Origin of the sequence: Flavivirga jejuensis (assembly GCF_030540765.1) — a bacterium.
Taxonomy (GTDB): Bacteria; Bacteroidota; Bacteroidia; order Flavobacteriales; family Flavobacteriaceae; genus Flavivirga; species Flavivirga jejuensis.
Genome location: NZ_JAUOEL010000002.1, coordinates 719,723 through 731,927, shown reverse-complemented (window position 1 = coordinate 731,927; position 12,205 = coordinate 719,723). Strand labels below are relative to the sequence as shown.

The window sequence follows — 12,205 nt, the reverse complement described above, 5'->3', positions numbered from 1 at the left end:
AAAATTGGTAGTACATTTGCAGCGAATTTTGGTTCCGTTCAATACTAATTTTGAACGGATTAAAAGGGAATCTGGTGAGAAACCAGAACTGTTCCCGCAACTGTAAGTTTAAACTGAGCTAATCTCAGGCCTCATAGAGGTATGTTATTAACTACTAAAACCACTGGTTTATCACTGGGAAGGTGTAATAACATAAAGACAAGTCAGGAGACCTGCCATTTTCAAAACGAATAAGTATAAACTTTCGGGATAAAAGTTAGATATGAAGCAGACACTAATTGCATCAGTATTATATATTACTTGTTTTAGTTGCTTTACTCAAAACGATAGTTTGGTAAATCGGTTAGAGGAGGTTGTTATTCAGGCTGATAAAAAGTTGAGTAAGCATTCTGTAGGCTATAAGGTCTCTACTTTAAGTGACTCCGTTATAGTTAGAAACACAGAATCGTTTACTTCCTTATTGCGATTTAATTCTCCATTATATTTAAAAGAGTATGGCGCAGGCGGAACAAGTTCTGCGAGTTTTAGGGGAACTAGTGCATCAAATACGGCTGTTATTTGGAATGGTATTAATATTAATTCTATTAATAATGGGGAAGCTGGATTTAATTCATTTACAGTTAGCCTGTTTGATAACATAGATATAAGAAGTGGGGGAGGAAGCTTAGAATATGGCTCTGGAGCAGTAGGAGGAACCATTCATTTAAACGATAATTTACAATTTACAAATACGGAGCAAATTAAAAACCAATTTGTAAGTTCGGTTGGTAGTTTTGAAACCTATAGAGGGGTATATAAATTTAAACTATCAAATTCTAAATTGGCTATTAATGCTGGGGTTTCTTATAACCAGTCTGAAAACGATTATAAGTTTTTAAATACAGACTTTAAAAATACAAATGGTGCTTACGAAAATTATGGATTTAATGTGAGTGCTGCTTATTCGCTAACAAAGTTTTCTAAATTAAAATTTTATGGGGCTAATTATTTTGGAAAAAGGTTCTTTTCTGGCGAACTACCAAACCCATTAACAGCTAATGAGAAATATCAAGATTTTAGCCATAGAAACTTATTGATTTATACACATGAAAAGTCAAGGTTAAACCATGAAGCAAAGCTTGCCTTTTTAACCCAGGAATACCGCTATTTTGAAGATAGAACTATAAGTACATTTAACTTCGGGAAATCCAAACGTTATCTCGCTAACTATAATGTTTCTTATAGTTTTCCAAAACTAAAAGCAAGTATAACTTCTTATTCGGAGTATGAATCTGCTTTTGGAAAAACAGATCAAATCGCAGAGAGAAATAGAAAACAGTTTTCCCAATCTTTAATTTATAATCAGAAGGTCAATAGTTTCGTGTCTTTTGATGCTAAGCTTAGAAAAGATTTTAATTCAGATTATGATGTTCCATTTACTTATGCTTTGGGAGTAAAAGTAAAACGAATAAGGAATTTATTTTTTAGAGCGAATGGTTCTAAAAACTATCGTGTGCCAACTTACAATGATTTGTTTTGGCCAGGACAAGGGAATTTAGATTTAATACCCGAAACAGCTTTACAAGGAGAATTTGGATTTGGTTATAAGAACAATCAAATTTTAATTGATATAGGAATATTTTACATAGCTGCTAAAGATAAAATAGTTTGGACGCCAGGTGGAGACCCAGACAGGCCAAGCGTTTGGGTGCCAATAAATTTATCAGAAGTGAATAATAAAGGTTTAGAAATGTCTTTGTCATTTAACAAAACCTTTAATAAACATACTGTAACGTTTAACGCGAATTATAGTTATACTGTAGCCACAAATAAAGCGACAGATAAACAACTTATTTTTGTGCCTAAACATTTGCTTAACAGTAGTCTGGGATATACTTATAAACGATTTAGCTTTTTTTATCAGCAATTATTTAATGGTAAAGTGTATACCACAGAAAGCAATTCTAACGATTTTGTTATACCGTATTACTTTGTAGCCAATACAGGATTGGACTATAAACTTTTAAATCTTCAGAATAAACAATTAACAATAGGTCTTAAAATAAATAACGTATTTAACAAATATTATGTGGTACGACCTAGAAGACCTATGCCCAATAGAAATTTTAATTTTAATATAAACTATAAATTCTAATTAATGAAAACTAATAAATTAATATCAAAAGTCTTTATTTTAAGTGTATTATTTTTAGCATCCTGTAGTGATGATGATTCACCACAATTACCTAAAGGAGATTACGAAAATGGCCTCTTAATTAGCGGAGAAGGAAGTGGAGCAGGTACAGGCTCTGTATCTTTCGTTTCAAATGATTTGACAACAACCGAAAATCTTATTTATAAAAAAGTAAATACTACCGAATTGGGTATTTATTTACAATCCATGGCTTTTGATGATGATAGGGCTTTTATTATTGTAGATAATGCCAACTCAGTTACTGTTGTTGATAGATATACTTTTGAAGAAAAAGCTACTATTACATCAGGTTTAGAAGTTCCAAGATATATGGCAGTTGTAGGAAACAAAGGTTATGTGACAAATTGGGGTAAAGGAGATTACACTACAGATATAGATGATGATTTTATAACAGTTATTAATTTAGACACTTATACTGTTGAAGAAAAAATAGATGTAGCCATTGGTCCTGAAAGGATTATTGAAAATAACGGTAAATTATATGTATCTCATAAAGGTGCTTTTTCAACAAATAATGTTGTATCTGTAATAGATCTTTCAGATAATAGTATTGAAGAAATTACTGTAGGTTATAAGCCAGATGAAATATTTGTTAATGATCAAGGAGAATTAATCGTTCTATGTGGTGGAAATGAATCTTGGACTGCTAATGGTGAGACCGAAGCATCGATCAGAAAAATTGATGTGTCAACTAATTTAGAAATTTCATCCTTAACATTTGCCACAGGAGAGCATCCATCTCTATTAGTATTAGATAATGGAGCGTTATATTACGATATAAATAATGAGGTGTATATGATTGATGAAAATGCAACGGCGTTACCATCAACATCAATATTTGAACCTCAAGGCTATTTATATGGGATGGAAGTTAAAGATGGTAAAGCCTATTTATTAGATTCCAGTTTTTCAGATTTAAGTGAGCTGAATATTTATGATTTAACAACAAAAGATAAGTTAGATACAAAATCTGTAGCTTTAGGAGCTTCTAAAATTTATTTTAATTAAATTCAGTCACTTAACTACTTTATAAAATGCCGCTACTTTTTTTGGCGGCATTTTTTAGATTCCTGTTTTATTCATTATGTACTATTTTTTATAATAAGTAATTTATGAATCTTGCGATTTCACGGGAATGACAATTTCAATAAAAACCCAGTTAATGTTAGTTGACAAAAACTAGGTTTTTAGATAACCCATTTTATATAGCCATATATCAAGAATAATTGAAATGCTACTTCGTATGATTTTCTATGTACATTTCCTTTTCAAATTTCTTATCAAGGAAACTAATATCTAGTTCTTTTGTGAATGAGGAGCTCTTTTTAGTAGCAATACTTTTTATGGTTATTCCTCTTATATCATCAAGGGCTGCTTTTAAAACAATTTCATTTTCGTCACCAAATGGTAGTATGTTGTTCAAATATTGGTGTTCTGTTACTTCGATATCTGGAGGGAAACCTTGCGTATAATCACTTTCGCCATTTTTATTAAATATTTGAAAAACAATGGGCTGCATAGCATTTAAGTGACCAGCATTGGCAGAGCTTCTATCTTGAAAATCAGTTAAAGGAGAATCATACAAAGTAATAGATCCAACATTTTTACCATATGTTGTGGTTCCAATTACTTTCACAGGGATAAACGGTTTCAATCCGTTTATAACCATTTCACTTGCAGAAGCTGTACTATATGATGCTAAGACATATAAATTATTAATTGTATTTAATCTATTAATAGTTTCTTCACCAGTCTTGTTATTATTTGTATCATATACATCTAACGTATTTTGAAAGGTATAAAAACCATCTTCATTGTCATGCTTTGAATTAAATTTTAAATCGGCAAATTTTTCTAACCCAGCACCAGCATATATCATACTCGCTAAATATGCAGATGTAGGTACAGATCCACCTCCATTAATTCTTAGATCTAATATGAGTTCGTCTATGTTTTCACTTTTAAAAAATGAAAAAGCAGCATTTAATTCATCATTATAAGATGATCTAAATCCGTTATAAACTAAATAACCAACTTTTTTACCATCAATATCGTCAAAGACTTTTGTTAAGTATACTGGGTTTTCAGATAACACAACAGATGTGATGGTTTTGTCCTCAATAGGTGTTAAAATACCTCCGTTTTCAGAAACAAAGGATAGTTTTATTGTTTCATTCGACAAATTACCTAGCACACTTTTATAATTACTAATATTTAAAATAGTGCCATCAACAGCATTAATGATATCACCTCTTTTAATATTAGCATTGCTGGCTGGAGAATCATCGGCGACGTATCTTACATATAAAACCACATCATCACTATTTGTTTGAACAAGTCCATATTGAATACCATGAGATTTTGAAATACCTTGAAATTGTTGTTCTTGTACTATATAGTCCTCTATAAACCAAGAAAACCTATCAACAGTACCAGTTTGGTACACAAGGCTATTAAAAAGATTTTCTGGATTTGCAAACTGACCTTGGCTTAAATACGCGTTGTATTCTGCTAAGTTATCATCTTTTGAGTCAGATAAGTCAGGTACTTGAGATTGCCAATTGTACCAGGAGTTCATACCTTTCCATACAAAATCATTTATGTCACTCGAAGAAACTACAATATCATCATCATCCTGGAAACAACTTGTTGCTAAAAAGGTAAGGATAAGCAGTAAAATTTGGGGTTTAAAATATTTCATAGCTGTTTTTTATAAACGTTTAGTCTTTAAAACTCTAAATTTACTTACATTATTTTATATTAAAAAAATAATATGGCCTCAAATAATTAATTGGAGACAGCATTTAAGTTGCTATTCTTAGGAGGAAAGTACCCGTTTTATCGTATATACCATTGATAAAAAGAATAAGAATAGCCTAATTTAAAAAAGATTTATTTTTTGCTGTAACAAAATATATTGTTGTTCGTCGTAATATCAAATAGCCATAATAAAGCAATTTTCTCCTTTGGGAAAATGTATTAAAGACAAAGGAGCTAACTAAACCAAACCAATACAATGACTCAAATAGAGTTTTTAAATATTGTAATGCCTTTTAAAGATAAAGTTTTTCGTTTAGCAAAACGATTACTGGTATCTAGAGAGGAAGCCGAGGATGCCACGCAAGAGGTCTTGTTGAGATTATGGAATAATAAAAAGAAAATACAAGAATATAAAAATGTAGAAGCCTTTTCTATGACAATGACAAAGAATTTTTGTTTTGATAAATTAAAATCTAAACAAGCTCAAAATTTAAAAATTGTACATAGTAATTATGAAGATGGTAACACACCATTACAAAAGCAAATTGAATTAAATGATAGCGTCGATTGGGTTTCAAAAATTATTGAGGAATTGCCCGAACAACAGAAAATGATTATTCAATTACGAGATATAGAAGAATACGATTTTGATGAGATTGCAAAAATGCTGGATATGAATAATACAGCAGTACGTGTAAACTTATCGAGAGCAAGAAAAACAATAAGAGAGAAATTAACTAATACACATAATTATGGTGTTAAATAATATAGAAAAATTACTAGAAAAGTACGAGAACGGTGAAACAACGCTAAAAGAAGAGCAGCAGTTAAAACACTATTTCTCACAAGAAACTGTAGCGCCACATTTAGAAGTGTATAAGCCTATGTTTGCGTATTTTTTAGTAAACAAACAAGAACAATTTACTAAAGACATTCCATTAAAAACTAAACGTACTTTTAATTACAAATGGATTTCTGTTGCTGCGGTAGCTGTTCTTATGTTAGGGTTTTATTTTAATCAACCAGACAATTCTTGTGAAGAAGATTTGTTAGGTACATTTTGTGAACCTGAACAAGCGCTTAACGAAGTAACAAGGTCGTTAGCTATGATCTCAAGTCATTTTAATAAAGGAGCTTCTACTGTAAATTATCTAAACGAAGTAAACAAAGGTACAGCTACACTAGGGTATCTTAATGAAATTGAGAATACAACAAGTATAATTTTTAAGAATTAACAATTAAAAAACGAAAAAATGAAAACGATAATAAATTTTAATAAGAAAAAGATGAATAAAAAAATAATTGTATTTATAACAGCATTAATGTTATTACCATTAACAGGAATGGCGCAAAATATTTTTGATAAATACAGCGATAATGCCGATGTTACTTATGTATCCATTAAGCCGAAAATGTTTCAAATGATAGCTAAAATGGGTATTAATGTAGAAGATGCTGAAGCAAAAGCTTATATGGATATGGTAAAAAGTATTACCAGTTTTAAAACAATTGTGACAGACAACAAAACTATTTCTGGAGACATTACAAAATGGGTAAAATCTCGCTCAAGCGCTTTAGAAGAATTAATGGAAGTGAAAGATGATGGTACCGAAGTGAAATTTTATGTAAAAGAAGGTAAAGATGCAGACCATGTAAAAGAACTTTTAATTTTTGTAAATGGTGTTGATAGAGCTATGAAAGGAGAAGGCATTGAAATTAATGGTGAAAAAAGAAAAATTGAAACAGTTGTTGTATCGCTTACGGGAGATATAGACTTAAACGAAATCTCTAAACTTACCGATAAAATGAATATCCCAGGAGGGAAACATTTAGAAAATAAGAAATAACAAAAACATTCATCAATCATGAAATGAGCATATCTAGAAATTTCAATAATTACCGAAGTTTTTAGATATGCGAATGACATCTGGCAACAGGAAACTCCTGAGAAAAATAACAAATAAACATTAACAGATGAAACGAACAATCAAACATATTTTTTACATTTTATTTATAGCTGTTATTTTGGTAAGCTGTGGAAATGGAGCAAGCCTGCAACACTATTTTGTCGATAATCAAGAATCAAACAATTTTATATCACAAGATATACCTATATCTATGGTGAAATTGGACAAATCTAATTTTACAGAAGAGCAAAATGAAGCTTTCAATTCTGTAAGACGATTAAATTTTTTAGGTTATAAAACTACTGAAGCAGATACAGAGACCTATCAAGTGGAATTAGCAAAAGTTAAAACTATTTTGAGTGATAGTAAATATAATGACCTTTTGGAATTTAGCGATAAAGGAAGGAAAGTTATTGTAAAGTATATTGGTACAGATGATGAAGCTGATGAAGTGGTTGTTTTTGGAAGTTCCAAGGAATTAGGATTTGGTATAATTCGTGTATTGGGTGATGATATGAGTCCAGATAAGATGACAATTCTATTTACCGCTCTACAAACTGCCAATATTGACGAAAGTCAGGTAAAAGACCTTATGAATTTCTTTAAATAATTTATATATAGTCATGTTAATTATTAAAAGTGTGCTCCTTAATTTTTTATAGAAGTTTCTTTTAATTTAAGGATTGTAATGCTCGTAAGTGCGGGGACAAGAAAGAGTCTAAAAACATTCTGAGATGTAACAGAGTCGCTATCTATGTAAGCGAAGTTTACGACTGAAGGATCTCATGAAATTTAATACTTTATTTTTAAGATTCTTCGTTTTGCTCAGAATGACACTAACTTTTGCAAACATAGGATGACACAAACCTTTGAACAAAAAGGAGTCGCTATGTCATTCAGAAGGCTATCGAAAACAAAATATATTTTGTTTGAAGATATAAGCGAAGCTTACGACTGAAGAATCTTTAGAGATTAATTATAAAGATTCTTCGCTGCGCTCTGAATGACAAAGTTCATCTTTTTTTAGACAGCAACCTTTTCTGAAATTAGATTACAAATAAAAAAGGTCTTTCTTTTTATTGAAAGACCTTCATTTTTTTGACTGAATTACTTGGTTTTTAACTTAGAATTCAGCTTTTTTTTATTTCGAATCATTTTTATTTTCTGCCTCTTCTTCTATTTTTATCTCTATTTCTTCTTTTGAATTCAATATGAAATAAAACAGATTAAGAATAATTGTTAAGAATACGATGGTAAGAATTGTTAAAACAATAAAATTATTCAAGATATCTAAAATGCCACCAACAAAAATACCGCCAGCCATAAGACCACAAAGTATTAAAGATTGTTTGTTGGTTAACAGCATAAGCATTATTTAATTTTAGATTCCTGTATAATTGCTAGGTGTAATACGCTTTAATTCTTCTTTTATTGTGTTTGATACCTCTAAAGTGTCAATAAAGTTAGAAATAGAGTTTTGATTAATTTCTTCATTCGTTCTTGTTAACCCTTTTAATGCTTCATAAGGATTAGGGTATGCCTCACGACGTAGAATGGTTTGAATGGCCTCAGCAACAACAGCCCAGTTGTTTTCTAAGTCTTCAGCAAATTTAGATTCATTTAAAAGTAATTTATCAAGTCCTTTCAAAATAGATTTAAAACCAATAAGTGTATGTCCAAAAGGAACCCCAACATTACGTAACACCGTACTATCTGTTAAATCGCGTTGTAATCTGGAAACAGGCAGTTTTGCCGATAAATGTTCGAAAACAGCATTAGCAATACCTAAATTACCTTCACTATTTTCAAAATCAATAGGGTTTACTTTATGAGGCATTGCAGAACTACCAACTTCACCCGCTTTAATCTTTTGTTTGAAATAATCCATCGAAACGTAAGTCCAAATATCTTTATCCAGATCAATTAAAATGGTGTTTATACGTTTTAAAGTATCAAACAATGCAGCCATGTGGTCGTAATGCTCGATTTGAGTTGTTGGAAACGAATGGTGTAAACCAAGTTTTTCTTGTACAAATTTAGAACCAAAGGCTTTCCAATCTATATTAGGATATGCCACATGATGTGCATTAAAATTACCTGTAGCACCACCAAATTTTGCAGCACTAGGAATATCATTTAATAAATTAAATTGTTCTTCTAAGCGTTTTACAAAAACAGCAATTTCTTTTCCTAAACGAGTAGGAGAGGCAGGCTGTCCGTGCGTTCTAGCAAGCATTGAGATGGATGCCCAATCATTTGATAAAACTTTTAATCTATTTAAAACATTAAAATATTCAGGAACATAAGCACCGTTCATTGCTTCCTTAATACTTAAAGGAATAGCCGTATTATTAATGTCTTGTGAAGTTAATCCGAAGTGAATAAATTCTTTAAACTCCGATAAATTTAAAGCATCAAATTTTTCTTTTATAAAATATTCAACAGCTTTAACATCATGGTTTGTAATGCCTTCAATTTTCTTTATGGCTAAAGCATCATCTTCAGAGAAATCTTTATAGATGTTTCTTAGATCATCAAAAATATTAGAATCAATATGCTTAAGTTGAGGTAGCGGAATTTCACAAAGCGCAATAAAATATTCAATTTCAACTAAAACACGATATTTTATAAGAGCTTCTTCAGAAAAATAAGGTGCTAATTCGTTAACTTTACTTCTATATCGCCCATCAATTGGAGAGATAGCATTTAATGATGATAATGACATTTTCGTATGTTTTTTTGAAGTTGCAAAGATAGTTTTTTTAGACAGAAGAGAAGGGAGGAAGACAGAATTTTGGTGAAAATATTACTCCGTAATCGTAATTAACTGATGCTTTTAGCTTCGTACTTTTTTTATTTTTTTAAGAATTTGTTTAGCTCTGGCTTTAAAAGCAGCACTTTGTATTTGGAAATCGCGTTCTAGAATAAGAACGAGCTCTGGATATACCCAATCGTACGATTTTCCAAGCAAATAAAGCGTTGTCATGCCGTATGCTTTAGGAGCTACTTTGCCATTATTGATCATATGATCAAAGCAGGTTTCAATAATACGTTCTTTATGTACCGCATTTAAGGCCTTTTTTATCTTATTGTCGGTTTTAGAGGTATATGCTTTGGCCAGTAATTCGCAAATTTTGATAACAGGGCGCACAGCAGAATCTATATGAACTTTATGTATGTTTTCGGTAAAAGTATCTAAATACGGAATAATAGTCTCAATATCTTTACTACACATAAATTCAAAAACCCATGCCGCTCTGGGCGAAATTTTATCATCTACAGTAAACAGAATATCTAATAATTTAGGTACTAGATTAGGGTTATTAATAACTAAATTTGCATAATACAACCGTTTTTCACGAGAGTGGTTTACATAGTTTAATTCTTGATAAAGTTGTGTAGTTGTCAAATGATTTTTATATTTTGTAAAAGTAAATTTATATCAAAATTTTAAAAAAATGAATATAGTAAAAAAAGTATTTCTGTTTTTATTAATTGTATTTGTTGTCGCTCAATTTTTTGGTCCTGAAAAGAATGAAGGGGATTTAGCATCAATAAATGCCTTTTTTAATGAAACGAATCCGCCAGAAGCTGTTAAAGTTATTTTAGAAGAGAGCTGCTTTGATTGCCATAGCAATGTTACCAGATATCCGTGGTATAACCATATTACTCCTGTAAATTATTGGTTGGCAGACCATATAAAACATGGAAAAAAACACTTTAATGTATCTAAGTGGGATGGGAATTCGATAAAGCGAAAAGATCATAAATTTGAAGAACTTATAGAAATGATTGAGGATAAAAGTATGCCTCTAAATTCATATACCTGGACGCATACCGAAGCTAAACTTACAGATAAACAAATAGCTGCTGTAACAGATTGGGCAAAACAAGTCCGTTTTAAATATAGTTTGGAGGCTAAGCCTGAGTGAGTTTGTCTTTATTGGCGTTCGGTGTTTAGTAGGCAGTATTCAGTGTTCGGTGTTCAGTGTTCAGTGTTCAGTGTTCGGTAGGCAGTGTTCAGTAGCAGTAGGCAGTGTTTAGAAGGTTATTGTTTTAAATAAATTATGGGATTGAAGGGGCTTAATAAAATAAATATATTCATGAATTAGTGGTAAAAAAACTTTTAATAATAGGCTTTGTATGGCCTGAGCCCAAAAGTTCTGCGGCGGGTAGTAGGATGATGCAGTTAATTCGGTTTTTTCAAACTCAGAATTATCAAATAACATTTTCTAGCCCTTGTGCTAAAAGTGATAATGCTTTTGATTTAAGTACTATTGAAATCGATCAAATTCCCATCGAATTAAATCATGCTAGTTTCGATATTTTTATAAAAGAACTGCATCCAGATATTGTTTTATTTGATCGTTTTATGATGGAAGAACAATTTGGCTGGCGGGTTACAGAACACTGTCCGAAAGCTTTGAGAATTATAGATACCGAAGATTTGCATTGTTTACGAAAGGGAAGGCACCAAGCTTTTAAAGATGACAAAACGTTTGATAGGTCTTATTTATTCAATGATACCGCAAAGCGAGAAATAGCAAGTATTTATAGAAGTGATTTAAGTTTAATTATTTCTGAAGCCGAAATGGATATTCTTAAAAAGGAGTTTAAAGTAGATGACGCCTTATTACATTATTTGCCCTTTATGTTAGATGGTGTTTCGGGAGAAGCTACCGAAAAACTTTTAAATTTTGATGATCGGCAACATTTTATAACCATTGGTAATTTTTTGCATAATCCCAATTATAACGCGGTGTTATATTTAAAAGAAACTATTTGGCCATTAATAAAAAAGCAATTACCCAAAGCCGAATTACGTGTTTACGGAGCGTATGCATCACAAAAAGTCAATCAGCTCCATAATATAAAAGAGGGCTTTCTAATTAAAGGGTTTGCAGAACATGTAAACGATGTTATGCAACAAGCCAGAGTTTGTTTAGCACCCATAAGATTTGGAGCGGGTTTAAAAGGGAAATTAGTAGATGCCATGCAAAATGGCACGCCATGTATAACGACTACTATTGGAGCAGAAGGGATGTTTGGTAGCTTAGAACCTAATGGTTTTATAGAAGATACTCCAGAAAATTTTGTTAATAGAGCTGTTGATTTATATACAAATAAAAGTCTTTGGGAAGAAAAGCAACAAAACGGATTTCAGATTATAAATGGACGCTTTAACAAAGGAGATTTTCAAAAAGAACTATCTAATAAAATAACACAAATGGTCGATGAACTCAGTAACAATCGGCTTAACAACTTTACGGGGCAAATGCTACAACATCACAATATGCAAAGTACTAAGTTTATGAGTAAGTGGATTGAGGAAAAGAATAAATAA

General features: G+C 31.2%; 12 protein-coding genes and 1 riboswitch. Of the genes, 8 read left to right on the top strand and 4 right to left on the bottom strand.

The features are described from left to right. The first annotated feature begins 12 nt into the window (after positions 1-12). Positions 13-234: riboswitch (cobalamin riboswitch) on the top strand. Positions 235-262: 28 nt separating this feature from the next. Together Q4Q40_RS08060 and Q4Q40_RS08055 are read left to right on the top strand one after the other, a co-directional pair. Continuing rightward, positions 263-2,134: a TonB-dependent receptor plug domain-containing protein gene (locus Q4Q40_RS08060; protein WP_303301275.1), complete on the top strand. Its 1,872-nt coding sequence runs from the start codon at positions 263-265 to the stop codon at positions 2,132-2,134. A 3-nt stretch (positions 2,135-2,137) separates the two neighbouring features. After that, on the top strand, positions 2,138-3,202 hold the full coding sequence (locus Q4Q40_RS08055; RefSeq protein ID WP_303301274.1) for a YncE family protein: 1,065 nt from the start codon (positions 2,138-2,140) through the stop codon (positions 3,200-3,202). A 226-nt stretch (positions 3,203-3,428) separates the two neighbouring features. On the opposite strand, the gene Q4Q40_RS08050 is transcribed toward Q4Q40_RS08055, so the two are convergent. Then, positions 3,429-4,895, bottom strand: a complete 1,467-nt coding sequence (locus tag Q4Q40_RS08050; protein ID WP_303301273.1) for a GFO_1087 family putative carboxy terminal peptidase — start codon at positions 4,893-4,895, stop codon at positions 3,429-3,431. A 315-nt stretch (positions 4,896-5,210) separates the two neighbouring features. Between Q4Q40_RS08050 and Q4Q40_RS08045 the strand changes: the two genes are divergently transcribed. From Q4Q40_RS08045 to Q4Q40_RS08030, 4 genes are all read left to right on the top strand, one after another. Beyond that, the gene (locus Q4Q40_RS08045) at positions 5,211-5,720 is read left to right on the top strand and encodes a GFO_1088 family ECF-type sigma factor (protein ID WP_303301272.1); all 510 of its coding nucleotides are present in this window, start codon (positions 5,211-5,213) and stop codon (positions 5,718-5,720) included. Then, on the top strand, positions 5,707-6,189 hold the full coding sequence (locus Q4Q40_RS08040) for a PG0215 family putative anti-sigma factor (RefSeq protein ID WP_303301271.1): 483 nt from the start codon (positions 5,707-5,709) through the stop codon (positions 6,187-6,189). The genes Q4Q40_RS08045 and Q4Q40_RS08040 overlap by 14 nt, the downstream gene beginning before the upstream one ends. Positions 6,190-6,240: 51 nt before the next feature. Further along, the gene (locus Q4Q40_RS08035; RefSeq protein WP_496559856.1) at positions 6,241-6,801 is read left to right on the top strand and encodes a GFO_1090 family protein; all 561 of its coding nucleotides are present in this window, start codon (positions 6,241-6,243) and stop codon (positions 6,799-6,801) included. Positions 6,802-6,928: 127 nt separating this feature from the next. After that, positions 6,929-7,471: a GFO_1091 family lipoprotein gene (locus Q4Q40_RS08030; protein ID WP_303301269.1), complete on the top strand. Its 543-nt coding sequence runs from the start codon at positions 6,929-6,931 to the stop codon at positions 7,469-7,471. Between the two features lie 531 nt (positions 7,472-8,002). Here the strand turns inward: Q4Q40_RS08030 and Q4Q40_RS08025 are convergent. The 3 genes from Q4Q40_RS08025 to Q4Q40_RS08015 all read right to left on the bottom strand — a co-directional run bounded on the left by Q4Q40_RS08025 (position 8,003) and on the right by Q4Q40_RS08015 (position 10,270). Further along, positions 8,003-8,227, bottom strand: a complete 225-nt coding sequence (locus Q4Q40_RS08025; RefSeq protein ID WP_303301268.1) for a hypothetical protein — start codon at positions 8,225-8,227, stop codon at positions 8,003-8,005. Between the two features lie 15 nt (positions 8,228-8,242). Beyond that, positions 8,243-9,586 carry an adenylosuccinate lyase gene (gene purB / locus Q4Q40_RS08020; protein WP_303301267.1) on the bottom strand — a complete coding sequence of 448 codons (1,344 nt, stop codon included), beginning with the start codon at positions 9,584-9,586 and terminating at the stop codon, positions 8,243-8,245. 111 nt (positions 9,587-9,697) lie between these two features. Next, complete coding sequence (locus tag Q4Q40_RS08015; protein ID WP_303301266.1) at positions 9,698-10,270, bottom strand: HEAT-like fold family protein; 573 nt, start codon at positions 10,268-10,270, stop codon at positions 9,698-9,700. Between the two features lie 49 nt (positions 10,271-10,319). On the opposite strand from Q4Q40_RS08015, the gene Q4Q40_RS08010 reads away from it, so the two are divergent. After that, positions 10,320-10,793: a heme-binding domain-containing protein gene (locus Q4Q40_RS08010; protein ID WP_303301265.1), complete on the top strand. Its 474-nt coding sequence runs from the start codon at positions 10,320-10,322 to the stop codon at positions 10,791-10,793. Between the two features lie 179 nt (positions 10,794-10,972). Next, positions 10,973-12,205, top strand: a complete 1,233-nt coding sequence (locus Q4Q40_RS08005) for a glycosyltransferase (RefSeq protein WP_303301264.1) — start codon at positions 10,973-10,975, stop codon at positions 12,203-12,205.

Excerpts from the sequence above, each read along its gene's own strand:
- Q4Q40_RS08060 (WP_303301275.1), top strand. The coding sequence starts at position 263 with ATGAAGCAGACACTAATTGCATCAGTATTATATATTACTTGTTTTAGT.
- Q4Q40_RS08055 (WP_303301274.1), top strand. The coding sequence starts at position 2,138 with ATGAAAACTAATAAATTAATATCAAAAGTCTTTATTTTAAGTGTATTA.
- Q4Q40_RS08050 (WP_303301273.1), bottom strand. The coding sequence starts at position 4,895 with ATGAAATATTTTAAACCCCAAATTTTACTGCTTATCCTTACCTTTTTA.
- Q4Q40_RS08045 (WP_303301272.1), top strand. The coding sequence starts at position 5,211 with ATGACTCAAATAGAGTTTTTAAATATTGTAATGCCTTTTAAAGATAAA.
- Q4Q40_RS08040 (WP_303301271.1), top strand. The coding sequence starts at position 5,707 with ATGGTGTTAAATAATATAGAAAAATTACTAGAAAAGTACGAGAACGGT.
- Q4Q40_RS08035 (WP_496559856.1), top strand. The coding sequence starts at position 6,241 with ATGAATAAAAAAATAATTGTATTTATAACAGCATTAATGTTATTACCA.
- Q4Q40_RS08030 (WP_303301269.1), top strand. The coding sequence starts at position 6,929 with ATGAAACGAACAATCAAACATATTTTTTACATTTTATTTATAGCTGTT.
- Q4Q40_RS08025 (WP_303301268.1), bottom strand. The coding sequence starts at position 8,227 with ATGCTGTTAACCAACAAACAATCTTTAATACTTTGTGGTCTTATGGCT.
- purB (WP_303301267.1), bottom strand. The coding sequence starts at position 9,586 with ATGTCATTATCATCATTAAATGCTATCTCTCCAATTGATGGGCGATAT.
- Q4Q40_RS08010 (WP_303301265.1), top strand. The coding sequence starts at position 10,320 with ATGAATATAGTAAAAAAAGTATTTCTGTTTTTATTAATTGTATTTGTT.